At 43.5% G+C, this 13311-nt stretch carries 11 protein-coding genes; 6 read left to right on the top strand and 5 right to left on the bottom strand.

Going from position 1 to position 13311, the window contains the following annotated elements; genetic code table 11:
* Positions 1 to 130: 130 nt before the first annotated feature.
* The 4 genes from ACFOJ8_RS12345 to ACFOJ8_RS12360 form a co-directional block, all read right to left on the bottom strand.
* Positions 131 to 1810 carry a glycerol-3-phosphate dehydrogenase/oxidase gene (locus tag ACFOJ8_RS12345; protein WP_380656021.1) on the bottom strand — a complete coding sequence of 560 codons (1680 nt, stop codon included), beginning with the start codon at positions 1808 to 1810 and terminating at the stop codon, positions 131 to 133.
* 65 nt (positions 1811 to 1875) lie between these two features.
* Positions 1876 to 3387 (bottom strand): glycerol kinase GlpK, encoded by a 1512-nt coding sequence (gene glpK / locus ACFOJ8_RS12350; protein ID WP_380656018.1) that lies wholly within the window; start codon positions 3385 to 3387, stop codon positions 1876 to 1878.
* Positions 3388 to 3446: 59 nt separating this feature from the next.
* The gene (locus ACFOJ8_RS12355; protein WP_380656014.1) at positions 3447 to 4265 is read right to left on the bottom strand and encodes an MIP/aquaporin family protein; all 819 of its coding nucleotides are present in this window, start codon (positions 4263 to 4265) and stop codon (positions 3447 to 3449) included.
* Positions 4266 to 4431: 166 nt separating this feature from the next.
* On the bottom strand, positions 4432 to 4977 hold the full coding sequence (locus ACFOJ8_RS12360; protein ID WP_380656010.1) for a glycerol-3-phosphate responsive antiterminator: 546 nt from the start codon (positions 4975 to 4977) through the stop codon (positions 4432 to 4434).
* Between the two features lie 205 nt (positions 4978 to 5182).
* Between ACFOJ8_RS12360 and ACFOJ8_RS12365 the strand changes: the two genes are divergently transcribed.
* On the top strand, positions 5183 to 6271 hold the full coding sequence (locus ACFOJ8_RS12365; protein ID WP_380656004.1) for an NAD(P)H-dependent flavin oxidoreductase: 1089 nt from the start codon (positions 5183 to 5185) through the stop codon (positions 6269 to 6271).
* Between the two features lie 56 nt (positions 6272 to 6327).
* On the opposite strand, the gene ACFOJ8_RS12370 is transcribed toward ACFOJ8_RS12365, so the two are convergent.
* The gene (locus ACFOJ8_RS12370; RefSeq protein ID WP_380655998.1) at positions 6328 to 6525 is read right to left on the bottom strand and encodes a YjzD family protein; all 198 of its coding nucleotides are present in this window, start codon (positions 6523 to 6525) and stop codon (positions 6328 to 6330) included.
* 478 nt (positions 6526 to 7003) lie between these two features.
* On the opposite strand from ACFOJ8_RS12370, the gene ACFOJ8_RS12375 reads away from it, so the two are divergent.
* The 5 genes from ACFOJ8_RS12375 (at position 7004) to ACFOJ8_RS12395 (ending at position 13246) form a co-directional block, all read left to right on the top strand.
* Positions 7004 to 8053 (top strand): ABC transporter ATP-binding protein, encoded by a 1050-nt coding sequence (locus ACFOJ8_RS12375; RefSeq protein ID WP_380655991.1) that lies wholly within the window; start codon positions 7004 to 7006, stop codon positions 8051 to 8053.
* Positions 8050 to 8979, top strand: coding sequence for an ATP-binding cassette domain-containing protein (locus ACFOJ8_RS12380; RefSeq protein ID WP_380655985.1), 930 nt, complete (start codon positions 8050 to 8052; stop codon positions 8977 to 8979). The genes ACFOJ8_RS12375 and ACFOJ8_RS12380 overlap by 4 nt, the downstream gene beginning before the upstream one ends.
* A gap of 7 nt (positions 8980 to 8986) precedes the next feature.
* Positions 8987 to 9949: an ABC transporter permease gene (locus tag ACFOJ8_RS12385; RefSeq protein ID WP_380655982.1), complete on the top strand. Its 963-nt coding sequence runs from the start codon at positions 8987 to 8989 to the stop codon at positions 9947 to 9949.
* Between the two features lie 15 nt (positions 9950 to 9964).
* Positions 9965 to 11086: an ABC transporter permease gene (locus ACFOJ8_RS12390; RefSeq protein WP_380655979.1), complete on the top strand. Its 1122-nt coding sequence runs from the start codon at positions 9965 to 9967 to the stop codon at positions 11084 to 11086.
* A 294-nt stretch (positions 11087 to 11380) separates the two neighbouring features.
* Entirely contained in the window at positions 11381 to 13246 is a 1866-nt protein-coding gene (locus ACFOJ8_RS12395; protein WP_380655976.1) for an oligopeptide ABC transporter substrate-binding protein, read from the top strand.
* Positions 13247 to 13311: the final 65 nt, after the last annotated feature.

Consider the following 13311-nt stretch of genomic DNA (forward strand, 5'->3'; position numbering starts at 1 on the left):
ACAATCGCCATCTTTTCTTCGAAACTGCGATGTCTGGCCATTAAAAAACCTCCTAAGTTTACAGATTTTTTATTTCATCTGTAAACTTAGGAGGTAGCAGCTCAAACTTCTGCGGGCATTATTTAAATATCTAGGCGTTTTCAAGTGCTAAGCCGGTACCGCCTTTGACTTGGAGGTAAGCTGTTTCAAGCACTTGGCTTTCTTTCTCGCGTGTTTCTTCGTCCCATTCAAGAAGATCGCTCATCACATTGATGACAGCATCTTTATACTTTTCGACATTTGCGATATTGAAGTAGAGATCTCCTGTCCTTCTAACGAAATAGTCGCTTGGATTTGCTGCCATTTCATGCTGAATGCTGTAGATAACTTGGGCGTGGACGTCTTTTGGCAAGCTGTAGTACTCGGATGCAGTACCTAGGCTACCGATGATTTCGTATAGTCGTTCAACGTTGCTACCATAGTGTCTGGCAAGTCTCTGTCCATTTGTGATAGATAGTCCGTATGATGGTGCACGTTCCGCCATGCGAGTAACGAAGTCATCAAAGCCTTCACTACCACCAACATCCCCACCTGAAATCGGCTGGTTTTTAGTATCGGCTTTTTTAAATTTCAAACCATATTCTTGAGATAGACGTTTCGCAACCAGATCAACAATCTCCTGTGCCATGTGGCGATAGCCTGTAAGTTTACCGCCGGCAATGGTAATCAAATCACTTTTAGATTCCCAGATTTCGTCTTTCCTTGAAATCTCAGAAGGGTCTTTGCCCGCTTCATGAATGAGTGGTCTAATACCTGCCCATGTTGATTCAATGTGGGACTCATCAAGGTCGAGCCCTGGGAACATGTTGTTCGTCGTATCAAGCAAGTACTTACGATCCTCTGCTGTTGCGACAGGGTTTTCCTTGTCTCCTTCGTAATGCGTGTCGGTTGTCCCCATATACGTTTTACCATTTCTAGGAATGGCGAAAATCATACGGCCATCGGACTTCGCATCGAAGTAGACTGCTTGTTTGAGTGGGAAATCTTTCTCATCAAACACAAGGTGAACACCTTTGGATAAAAATAGCTGTTTTTTACCTTTTTTAGCTTCAGCATCATGGGAGCGTACCTCATCGACCCATGGTCCGGTCGCATTGATCACGCGGCGGCCAAGAATCTGATGCGTGCCGCCATCAATTTGATCTTCAGCATGTACGCCGACAACTTTACCTTGATCGTAAATGAATCCGACTGCTTTGACGTGATTGATCGGATCGGCACCAAACTCCGCTGCTTTTTTCATGACTTCAATTGTCATTCTAGCATCGTCTGTCTTATATTCAACGTAATAGCCGCCACCGAGTAGACCATCACGTTTAACGAGCGGTTCTTTTTCAATAACATCATCTATGCTCAGCATTTTTCTATGTTCGCTACGTTTTACTTCAGCTAGCATATCGTAGACACGTAGACCAATGCTTGTTGTAAATTTTCCGAAAGTCCCACCTTTATGGAACGGGAGTAGCATCCATTCAGGTGTCGTTACGTGCGGTCCATTTTCATAAACAATGGCACGTTCAATGCCTGTTTCACGTACAACACCAACCTGGAACTGCTTCAGGTAACGCAAGCCACCGTGAACCAGTTTTGTGCTGCGACTACTTGTACCTTCAGCGAAATCCTGCATTTCAACAAGTGCAACCTTCATCCCTCGCTTGGCAGCATCCAGAGCGATCCCCGCTCCAGTGATTCCTCCACCAATAACAACAATGTCATAGTCGACTTTCTCCATATGTTGTAATTGATCTTTTCTAGTTAATGTGTTCAGCATTGAAATACCTCCTAGTTTTTTGAAAAATAAAGGCCGCACGAAGGGGTCTTTATTATGAAACGACTTTATTTATCTCTACTTTGTTTAGGCTTGAATGCTTGAGTTGCCTTTACAGCAACCTGCCAGCCTTCATAGAGGGCGTCTCTTTCTTCTTTTTCCATCTTCGGTTCGAATACACTATCTGTTTCGCTAACTTTTTTCAATTCATCAGTGGACTGCCAGAACCCAACCGCAAGACCGGCAAGGTATGCAGAACCGACAGCTGTCGTCTCAAGTACTTCAGGACGCTCGACCTTTGTATCTAAGAGGTCGGATTGGAACTGCATCAGGAAGTCATTCGCTGTTGCGCCGCCGTCGACACGCAGTGTTTCAAGCTCAATGTTACTATCTTTTTGCATGGCGTCGAGAACATCCTTTGTCTGGTAAGCAAGGGATTCGAGCGTGGCGCGCACAAAGTGTTCTTTTTCAGTACCACGACTAAGCCCAAATATAGCACCACGTGCTTCGGAATCCCAGTATGGTGCACCGAGTCCAGTAAATGCAGGCACCATGTAGACACCATCAGTGGATTCGATACGGTTCGCGTATGCTTCTGATTGAGAAGAATTGTTGAACATGCGCAGTCCGTCACGCAGCCACTGGATTGCTGAACCTGCAACAAATATGGAACCTTCCAGCGCATATTTCACTTCACCATCGATACCGTAAGCGATAGTCGTCAAAAGACCATTTTCACTTTTTATCGCTTCTGAACCAGTATTCATGAGTAGGAAACACCCTGTGCCATATGTGTTTTTAGCATCGCCTTCTTGGAAACAAGTCTGGCCGAAAAGTGCAGCTTGCTGGTCACCAGCAATACCAGCAATCGGTACGTTGCGACCAAAGAAGTGAGAAGTTGTTGTTTCTCCGTAGACTTCGCTTGATGATTTAACCTCAGGCAGCATTGAAGCAGGGACTTCAAGCAGATCGAGGAGTTCCTGATCCCATTTAAGATCGTAAATATTGTACATGAGTGTCCGGCTGGCGTTTGTATAATCCGTGACATGTACAGCCCCTTCAGTGAAACGCCAGATGAGCCAAGTATCGATTGTTCCGAAAATCAAGTCTCCGTTCTCAGCCTTTTCACGTGCACCATCTACATTATCTAGAATCCACTTAACTTTCGTACCGGAGAAATAAGGATCGAGCAATAGTCCGGTTTTATTGCGGAATGTTTCTTCGTGACCTTGTGCTTTCAAATCATCACAAATTTCTGCTGTCTGACGGGACTGCCAAACAATAGCGTTGTAGATCGGTCGGCCAGTGTTCTTATCCCATACGACAGCTGTCTCACGCTGATTGGTAATACCAATCCCTTCGACTTGCTCCGGTCGAACATCATTTTCTGTCATAACGCCTGCTACGACAGCGAGAACAGAACTCCAGATTTCGTTTGCATTGTGTTCCACCCAGCCTGATTGTGGGAAATACTGCTTAAACTCGGCTTGATTCGTCCCAACAATATCGCCATCTTTATTAAAAAGAATAGCACGTGAGCTCGTTGTCCCTTGGTCGATTGATAGAATGTATTTTTCCATGTGTATTTATTCCCCTTTATTAATAGATTGAATCAAATGAATTCGATGACCCTATTACCTTAAATAAGTTTTGAAGCTTTACCCTTAAGCACACTTTTATTAAGAAATACCCCTAACACTACTACTAAAACGGTGAAGATCAACGCGATGACCAAGAAAATGTTGGCATTACCAGTAAATATGGCGTTGTAAACTGTTGCACCAAGCACACCGCCCGCGAGTGGTCCAAGTACTGGAACAACAGCGTAAGCGAAGTTTGATTTTCCTTTACCCGGAATCGGCATGATGAAGTGTGCGAGTCTTGGACCCAAGTCACGTGCCGGATTGATCGCATAGCCGGTTGCCCCGCCGAGGCTAAGACCGATGGCTGTAATCAAGAAACCGACGATCAATGGATTTAGACCTTCTGTAAAATCATTCGCGCCGATGAACAGTAATCCCATGACCAAGATAAATGTACCGACAATCTCACTGATGAAGTTGGATACGTAATTGGGGTATGCTGGACCTGTTGCGAACACACCAAGTTTCGTTCCCTCATCTTCTTCTGCTTTAAAGTGTGGCATGAAGTGCATCCAGACTAGAAAAGCACCGAACATCGCGCCAAGGACTTGTGCGATGATGTATGGTAATACCATGCTCCAGGCAAACGTACCGGCAAAAGCAAAGCCGAGCGTTACGGCCGGGTTAATATGTGCGTCAGAGAACTGTCCGACTGCATAGATTGCGAAAGTTACTGCAAATCCCCATCCAAATGCAACGACCACCCAGTCGGCACCTTTTGCAAGAGAACCTTTCAGGTTGACGTTGGCGACCACGCCGCCCCCAAATAGTATAAGTATGGCGGTACCGACGAATTCTGCAATGTAAGCATTCATTGCAAATCACTCCTTTGTTTGTTTGATGGCTAATAAAACATTAAAAAACCCCGCACTGGTAGCCATGCAAAAGCTACAAATGGGGGCTCTATTTCTCCGTGTCCTATTAACTTATCTACAATGCTAACTTATGATGATAGCGCTGTCAACACTTTAAATTTACTCTTTAGTGATTGTCGGAACTAAACCAAAGGTCCGTTTTGCTAGTTGTTACGTACTTAGCACCGGCGGCGAGAGCGTCTTGTACTTCGCTCTGTGTTTCGATCAGTCCGCCTGCAATGACTTCAGCATTCACTTCTTGTTTAAATAAGTGAATGACTTTTGGTACTACACCTGGGAGTATCTCAATCAGATTTGGTTCTGACTGTTTAATCAGTTCGATGCTTTTCTCAATGGCTGACGAGTCGATGACGAATACTCTGAGTATCGTTTCCATGCCAAGCTGGTTGGCTTTCTTAATGACACGTCCGCGCGTTGAGACAATACCGGTCGGTTTATATTTTTGATGAACGAACTCAAGGGAGGCTGTATCAACAGAAAGCCCTTTAATTAAGTCCAGATGCAGGTAGACCTCAAATCCATGGTTTTTAATGGTTGTCAGATGGCTTTCTAGATGGCCAATATGCATATCTAGAACAACGCAAGATTTATAACGACTGCCAATCAATTTTTCAAAATCTTTCATCGAACGAATCGCGGGAAGGATGTTCATTATATTACACCTTCGTTTCTAATTTATTCTTTTGATTCATCATAGAGCATTAGTGTAGCGTTGTATAGTCATTGGAAATTCGGGTATAGATAGTCACAAACGTAACCATCTGATATCTTGAAATGTATAGGAATGGTTGTATCAGTTACATATTACCATGAAAAAGAGGCGTGTCCGAAAAGATACTCGGGCAGGGGGGACGGATATGAAAACATCACGTAATAACGATATGCTTAAAAATCTGCTTGGTATTGAGCATGCCATCATACAGTCACCGATGGCAGGAGGCATCACAACAGTTCGTCTCGTTAGTGCAGTAGCGAAATCAGGAGGACTGGGAATGATTGGCGCAGGTGGCCTTGCACCTGAAGAATTACGTAAAATAGTGCGCAAACTAAAGAAAAAGAATATCAGCGCTTTTGGAGTGAATCTTTTTGTGCCATGGAAATTCAAGACAACTGAAGAAGAGATCTCAGATGCATATAAAGCGTTGAAACCATTGTATGACAAGTTTGACCTTAAACAACAGGTTGTGGAACCAGTTACCTACGAAATGGTTGAGAAAGCATTCAACGAGCGAATTGAAATTGTAATTGAAGAACAAGTGCCAGTATGTTCGTTCATCTTTGGTCTTCCATCCCACCAACAGATCGAAAGACTAAAAGAAGCGGGTGTCATTCTGATTGGCACCGCAACGACGGTGAAAGAAGCAGAGACAGTGGAGCGTGCAGGCTTTGACGCAGTGGTACTTCAGGGCGTAGAAGCGGGCGGCCATCGGGGATCTTTCCTGGCAGCTGTGGATGACAGTCTGATTGGTCTGATGAGTTTGATCCCAGAAGCTGCAGATCATCTGTCGATTCCAATAATCGCCTCAGGGAGCATTATGGACGGCCGTGGTATCGCTGCTGCTAGAATACTTGGTGCGGCAGGTGTCCAACTCGGCACGGCATTCATTTCTACTGACGAGAGTGGCGCGCATACCATCCATAAAAATGCCCTTTCAGCCGATAGAGATACACCTTCGGTCCTAACAAGTGTATTTACGGGTCGCGCCGCACGTGCGATTAAAAATACGTTCATTACAGATATGTCGAGACAAACACAAAAGCTGGTAGATTATCCCGTACAACGCAGTCTGACCCAGCCTATACAAGATGCTTCAAAAGCAGACGGTAACATAGATTATGGAATGCTGCTTGCAGGGCAAGGGAAAGCTAGAGCTAGATATATTTCTGCCAGCGAGTTGATTGAGCAATTGGTTGCTGAAACGCTGGATCTCGGGATGACAATATGACCATGTTCCTAAAATAAAAAGGGTCCCGACCAACATGGTCGGGACCCTTTACGTTATTAATGATTATGCTGAACTTCTTCATTATCTTCTGGTTTCATAATGAGATCTAAGATAACGAGCGCTAATGTAATGAGCACCGCAAGTAGTACGCCGCTCCACACATTGTAAGGGCCCCCGCCGCCAAGACTGTTCAGTACAAAGTTAACCATTTGTGTTAGCATTAGTGCCCAGATAAAACTAATAAGATACCGCATGGTCCTGCCTCCACTACAAAATTAGATAAATTAATAATAACGTAAAACGTTTTCGATGTATAGTGCTAATGCTATTAAATAAAATTATTGGTATTGTTCTTTCTAAAAATCTCGCTTTATTTGAAAACGCTTACAAAATATACATGTATATACCGAAAGTCAGTTGAAATGACTTATACATTAGTGTATATTTAGTTCCTATAAAAGCTTAAATATTGTTGCAATTCAAAAAACGTATGTTGCAAATTAATTTTCTGACGATTACAATATACTAAGGTGAATTTATATGCAAACGGTTGGAATGGTGATCTAGATGATCCTTGGTTGTTGCACATTGTGCATGCAATTATTGAATGGATAATAAGTACATAAGTGACCATTATTCATCACTGTATAATTGAGGGTAAAGCGTGAATATCGTAGTACGTTAGTTATTGTCTTGATAATTACGAATCGAGGAAAGAATGGGTGAAAACAGATGTCCGAAAATTTGATAGAAGTAAATAATCTGACAACCTCTTTCAAAATTGGCACTAAGTATTTTCCAGCGGTCGACGATGTATCTTTCAGCATCAAGCCGAATGAAGTACTGGCGCTTGTTGGAGAGTCAGGTTCAGGTAAAAGTGCCACGGCCTTCTCGCTGATGGGTCTTCATAGAAAAGCTCGAATTGAAGGGGAAGTCAAGTTCCAAGATCAAAATCTATTGAAAGTCAATGAAGGAAAGATGAATAGAATACGTGGAGGCGATCTGGCTATGATTTTCCAAGATCCTATGACAGCGCTCAATCCACTGATGAAGATAAAGCAACAGATTGTCGAAACACTTAAGATACATAACACGAAACCGAAAAGCGAAAGAGACGCTTATGCAGTAGAACTTTTGGATCGTGTAGGTATACCGAGACCCGAGCGGGTTGCGGAAGCATATCCCCATGAGTTGTCCGGAGGCATGCGACAGCGTGTTGTTATTGCAATCGCGATCGCGAACCGTCCCAAACTGCTGATTGCTGATGAACCGACAACAGCACTCGACGTAACCATCCAAGCTCAAATCTTGGATCTCATAAGAGAGTTGCAGGACGACTTGAATTCAGGTGTACTTTTAATTACACACGACCTAGGAGTCGTTGCTGAAATGGCTGATCGTGTAGCAGTCATGTATGCCGGACAGATTGTTGAAGTTGCACCGGTTAGGGAACTTTTTAAAAATCCAAAGCACCCTTACACGCGCTCACTTTTGAATTCGTTGCCGTCTGAAGATATGCTCGGTAAAAAGCTTCATGTCATCCAGGGTGTTGTACCGGCACTAAACAAGATGGACCGGACGGGATGCCGTTTTGCACCGAGAATTCCGTGGATCAGCGCATCCGCCCATGAAGAAAATCCTCAGCTAAGAGAAATTGGGGAGAACCACTTTGTACGCTGTACATGTTATCAGCACTTCACGCTCGAAGGTGAAGAGGAACCTGACATCGGCGTCGAGGAATATCAGATTGAAACTGGCGTCGAAGGAGGAACTGTAAGATGAACCTATTGGAAATTAAAGATTTAAAAGTTCATTATCCAATTAAGGGAGGGTTCTTCAACACGGTCAAAGATCATGTTAAAGCTGTAGACGGGGTCAGTATTAGCATCCCTGAAGGAACGACCTATGGATTGGTAGGAGAATCAGGCTCTGGTAAAACGACGACCGGTAAAGCCGTAATGGGGTTGAACCCTGTTACTAGCGGGGAAATCTATTTCGACGGCAACCAGTTGAACACAAAAGGGAAGTCAGTCGATGTGAGGGACGATATCCAAATGATCTTCCAAGATCCATACTCTTCACTCAACCAGCGTAAACGTGTATTTGATATCGTTTCAGAGCCGATCAAAAATTATCATAAGCGCACTAAAAGTGAACTTGTTCCTGAAGTACTTGCTTTACTTGATAGGGTAGGATTGCCGCCAGGTTCCCTTTATAAGTATCCACATGAATTCTCAGGAGGACAGCGTCAACGGATTGGCGTGGCGCGTGCGATTGCGTTGAATCCGAAGCTGATTATTGCAGATGAACCTGTATCCGCACTAGATGTTTCAGTACAAGCACAAGTGCTCAATTTCATGCAGGATATCCAACAGGATCTAAATTTAACAATGATGTTCATTGCTCATGATTTAGGCGTCGTCAGACATATGTGCAAACATATAGGAATTATGTATCAAGGACGTCTGGTAGAAGAAGGTAGAGCTGAAGATATCTTCAGTAATCCTCAGCATATCTATACGAAAAGACTGATTGCAGCCATTCCGGACACCAATGTGGATGACATAGAAAGTAACCTTGCCATGAGACAAAAAGTCAAGGAAGAGTATGATCAAAACTTCGTCGATTATCTCGACGAAGAAGGCAGAGCTTTTCCACTGCAGTCCATTTCAGAGACGCATAAAGTCGCATTGCCGGTGAAAGGTTGATAAAAACATGCTGAAATTTACTATAAGAAGATTATTAATCACATTTCCACAGCTTGTCGTATTGAGTGTACTTGTATTTATACTTGGGTCCCTGATGCCTGGCGACGCGTTGTCAGGGTTGATCGATCCAAATATACCAGCAGAAGCCATTCAAGCTAGAAGGGAAGCGCTCGGCTTAGACAATCCATGGTACATTCAATACAGGGATTGGATATTTGCGATGTTCCAAGGTGATTTCGGAACATCGATATTTCACCAGCGCCCTGTTATGGACGTAATTGGCGACCGCCTATTGAACACAGTATGGCTTTCACTTTTCTCAACAGTACTGATTTATCTATTAGGTCTACCACTCGGTCTTGTATCCGGCCGCTATAACGACTCACTGCTTGATAACGCAATTACTGGTTACACATACCTAGGTTTTGCGACACCTCAATTCATATTTGGACTTGTCATTCTATGGGTGTTCGGCTACAACCTCGGCTGGTTCCCAACAGGCGGTTCTGTAGCACCAGGTATGGCTCCAGGCAGTCTGGATTACGTACTTAGTAAAATCAATCACCTTGTACTACCAAGTTTTGCCATTGCACTGATTGGTCTAGTCGGTACCGTCCAATACTTAAGAAGCGGTATTATAGAAACGAAACAAAAAGATTTCATCATATTAGCACGTGCGAAAGGTGTCAAAGAATCTGCCATCTACAACCGACACGTTTTCAGAAACTCAGTACTGCCAATCGCAGCATTCTTCGGTTATGAAATTGTTGCGCTTCTCGGCGGTTCAATCTTCATTGAAATGATTTACAGTTATCCGGGAATGGGCAGGTTATTCCTCGATTCAATATCTACACGTGACTTTAGTGTGGCGAATGTCCTAATCCTGCTTTATGGTTTTATGGCTATCGTAGGCGCACTGTTGTCGGATATTATTCTGAGCATCGTTGATCCTAGGATCCGTATCAAATAAGGAGGGGCGTATAAAGTGAGTAATAGAAATGACTATAATCAGAATTCTGACGCTGGACGTACAGAAGAAGCACGTGATCAAGAAAGGCGTCTCCGTCAAAAGGAACTAGATCGACGTAATACAGAAAGTGACGACATGGCAAGGGACGGAGATCCATTCGAAGCCAGATCAAACGATGATCATGTGTACGAAAAAGGGGATATGGATATGAGCATCAAAGCTGATATCCCCCATGGCGCAGCAGGTCACGGTGCCCTTGATTCAAAAAATCTGCCACGGAGTACGCCGGGGTGGAGAATCATTATACAAGAGATCATTGCAGACAAACTTGCGTTATTCTCACTGATTCTGTTTGTACTCATCACAGCATATGTGTTTGGTCTGACAATGTTCCTCGATAGACAACAAATTGTTTTAGTGGATTTGTTCGCCATCAACCAGGCGCCAGATGAGACTTTCAGATTAGGTACAGACTACGGGGGTAGGGATATCTTCGGGCAATTAATCATTGGAACGAGAAATTCACTTGCGATTGGAATTCTTGTCACTCTGATGAGCGTTGGTTTCGGTATCGTCTATGGTGTCGTCTCAGGTTACTTTGGTGGTCAAGTCGATAACGTCATGATGCGTATAGTAGACTTTTTCATGGTCCTGCCTTTCCTTATGATCGTAATCGTCTTTGTTACAATTACGCCATCTTACGATATTTTCACATTTTCCTTTATGATGGCTGCGTTTCTGTGGACGGGTACAGCAAGGCTTGTACGTTCGCTTGCCATTCAGGAGCGTGAACTTGATTACATCAATGCATCTAAAACACTAGGTAGTTCCCACGGCAAGATTGTATTTACACAACTCATGCCTAACTTGATTGGTATTATCATTGTAAACGGCACGTTGTCACTGGCTGCAAATATCGGTATAGAGTCCGGACTATCGTTTATCGGATTCGGTTTCCCAGAAGATTATCCATCGCTTGGGACACTCATGGCTTACGCTACTAACTCTCAGACCCTGCAGCATAGACCATGGATCTGGGTACCAGCAGCGATTATGATACTTGTACTCATGCTATGCGTACGCAATATCGGAGAAGCAATGAGACGTGCAGGAGATGCCAGACAGCGCCAAGCTTAATTTTAAGGCTCCATACAAATGGAGCCTTATCAATGAAATAAATTGTAAGCGTTTGCAGTGAAATAACGAAATTTTAGGAATAATTAACAATTAAGTGTCAAAATACAATTTAATTAAAATTTATTATGAATATGCCGTTGATATTTCAGATAATTATGATAATATTATGCGTAGATGTATAAATATTATATTTCAACTCGGTGATTTTCTTACATAATTTGGTACTAAGTTTCAGCCTTAAACTGAACTTAAGTATATATCAGTTTAAAATATTTTATAAAGGGAGGAAGTATGATGACGAAATTTTCGTGGTCAAAGTTTATGTTCTTCGCAATGCTCACTCTAGTGTTAGCACTAGCAGCATGTGGCGGAGAATCATCTGAAGAGGAAACAACGGATGAATCTTCTGGTGATGCAAGTTCTGATGAAAGTTCTGAAGAAACAACTGAAGAAGAAACAGAAGAAGGGTCTAGTGATTCTGCTTCTGGTGATGTATACAACTATGAGGACTTTGGTACAACAACCTCAAACGATGGTGAGCCAATGGAAGGCGGCACACTTAACGTTGGCTTAAGCTCCGACACACCATTTGAAGGAACTTTGAACTTCAACTTCTATCAGGGAAATCCTGACTTTGAAGTAATCAGCTTGTTCGACGAGCCAGTATTCTCAATGGATGAAAACTTCCAGTACACGAATGATGGTCCAATCGAATTTGAAGTAAATGAAGATGACAACACTGTCACGTTCACACTCAAAGACGGTATCAACTGGCACGATGGTGAACCTTTGACAATCAATGACTACGTGTACGCATATGAAATCATCGGACACCCAGAATACCCTGGGATTCGTGGCGCGACTGACGGTTTTACTCTAATTGAAGGTTATAACGACTACAAAGCAGGCGATGCTGATTCTATCTCCGGTATCGAAGTAGTAGATGATCAGACTGCAGTATTTACTTATACTGAACTTGCACCGTCTCTTACTGCGGGTGGCTTCTGGGCATATGCACTACCTGAGCACCACTACGAAGGTGTAGAAGTTGCAGACATGGCTGAAGCACCTGAAACACGCGAGAACCCAATCGGAATTGGTCCATTCCAAGTGGATTCCATTACGCCAGGGGAAGCAGTAGTAATGACTAAGTTCGAAGATTACTGGAGAGGTGAACCAAACCTTGACGGTGTTACACTCAGCGTTGTATCTCCATCTTCTGTAGCAAATGCTATGGAAACAGGCGATATTGACTACGCGATCAACTTCCCAACTGACCAATATCCAGATGTAGAGGATATGGAAGGTGTCGAATGGTTGGCAAACATTGAAGGAGCTTACACTTACATCGGTTTCAAACTGGGTGAGTGGGACGAAGACGAAGGGCGCGTAAATTACATGCCTGAAGAAATGAAAATGGGTGATCCAGAACTTCGCCGCGCTATGTGGCATGCGATGGACAACGACGCTATTGGAGAACGTTTCTACAATGGTCTACGTTGGAAAGCAACATCACTCATCACACCTTACCACGCAGATTGGCACAATGCTGATCTAGAAGTACCAGAATACGATCCTGAAGAAGCGAACCGTATTCTTGACGAAGCTGGGTACGAAGATACAGATGGTGACGGTTTCCGTGAAACACCAGAGGGTGAGCCACTTGAAATCAACTTCGCTTCCATGTCTGGTGGCGACACTGCTGAACCACTTGCTAACTACTACATCCAAGCTTGGAGAGAAGTTGGCCTGAATGTACAGCTTACTAATGGTCGTTTGATTGAGTTCAATACTTTCTATGATATGCTTGAAAATGACGATCCAGGAGTAGATATCTATCAGGGTGCTTGGGGCGTAGGTTCTGATGTTGATCCGTACGGCCTATACGGTCCAGACGTTGATTTCAACTATCCACGTTACGAGTCTGAAGAGAGCACTCGTTTGATGGAAGAAGGAAACTCTCCGGACGCATTCGATGTAGATACAAGACAAGAAATCTATAACGATTGGCAGGAATTGATGGTTGAGGAAATGCCTGTAGTACCAACACTTTACAGAGCGTTCGTAGTACCTGTAAACGAAAGAGTTGTAAACTACAGCATCGAACTTGGCTATGACGAAGAAACACTTCCTTATAACTGGGGCGTTACAGAAGAGTAAAAGCAAGAAGACGAAAGCATCCATGCGTATGGCATGGATGCTTTTTTTGTTGTGTGAAAACGTGT

The organism is Salinicoccus sesuvii, assembly GCF_042648145.1.
Classification (GTDB): domain Bacteria; phylum Bacillota; class Bacilli; order Staphylococcales; family Salinicoccaceae; genus Salinicoccus; species Salinicoccus sesuvii.

What these genes read in the sequence shown, in the direction of transcription:
- ACFOJ8_RS12345 (WP_380656021.1), bottom strand. Translation starts at nt 1,810, where the DNA reads ATGCTGAACACATTAACTAGAAAAGATCAATTACAACATATGGAGAAA.
- glpK (WP_380656018.1), bottom strand. Translation starts at nt 3,387, where the DNA reads ATGGAAAAATACATTCTATCAATCGACCAAGGGACAACGAGCTCACGT.
- ACFOJ8_RS12355 (WP_380656014.1), bottom strand. Translation starts at nt 4,265, where the DNA reads ATGAATGCTTACATTGCAGAATTCGTCGGTACCGCCATACTTATACTA.
- ACFOJ8_RS12360 (WP_380656010.1), bottom strand. Translation starts at nt 4,977, where the DNA reads ATGAACATCCTTCCCGCGATTCGTTCGATGAAAGATTTTGAAAAATTG.
- ACFOJ8_RS12365 (WP_380656004.1), top strand. Translation starts at nt 5,183, where the DNA reads ATGAAAACATCACGTAATAACGATATGCTTAAAAATCTGCTTGGTATT.
- ACFOJ8_RS12370 (WP_380655998.1), bottom strand. Translation starts at nt 6,525, where the DNA reads ATGCGGTATCTTATTAGTTTTATCTGGGCACTAATGCTAACACAAATG.
- ACFOJ8_RS12375 (WP_380655991.1), top strand. Translation starts at nt 7,004, where the DNA reads ATGTCCGAAAATTTGATAGAAGTAAATAATCTGACAACCTCTTTCAAA.
- ACFOJ8_RS12380 (WP_380655985.1), top strand. Translation starts at nt 8,050, where the DNA reads ATGAACCTATTGGAAATTAAAGATTTAAAAGTTCATTATCCAATTAAG.
- ACFOJ8_RS12385 (WP_380655982.1), top strand. Translation starts at nt 8,987, where the DNA reads ATGCTGAAATTTACTATAAGAAGATTATTAATCACATTTCCACAGCTT.
- ACFOJ8_RS12395 (WP_380655976.1), top strand. Translation starts at nt 11,381, where the DNA reads ATGACGAAATTTTCGTGGTCAAAGTTTATGTTCTTCGCAATGCTCACT.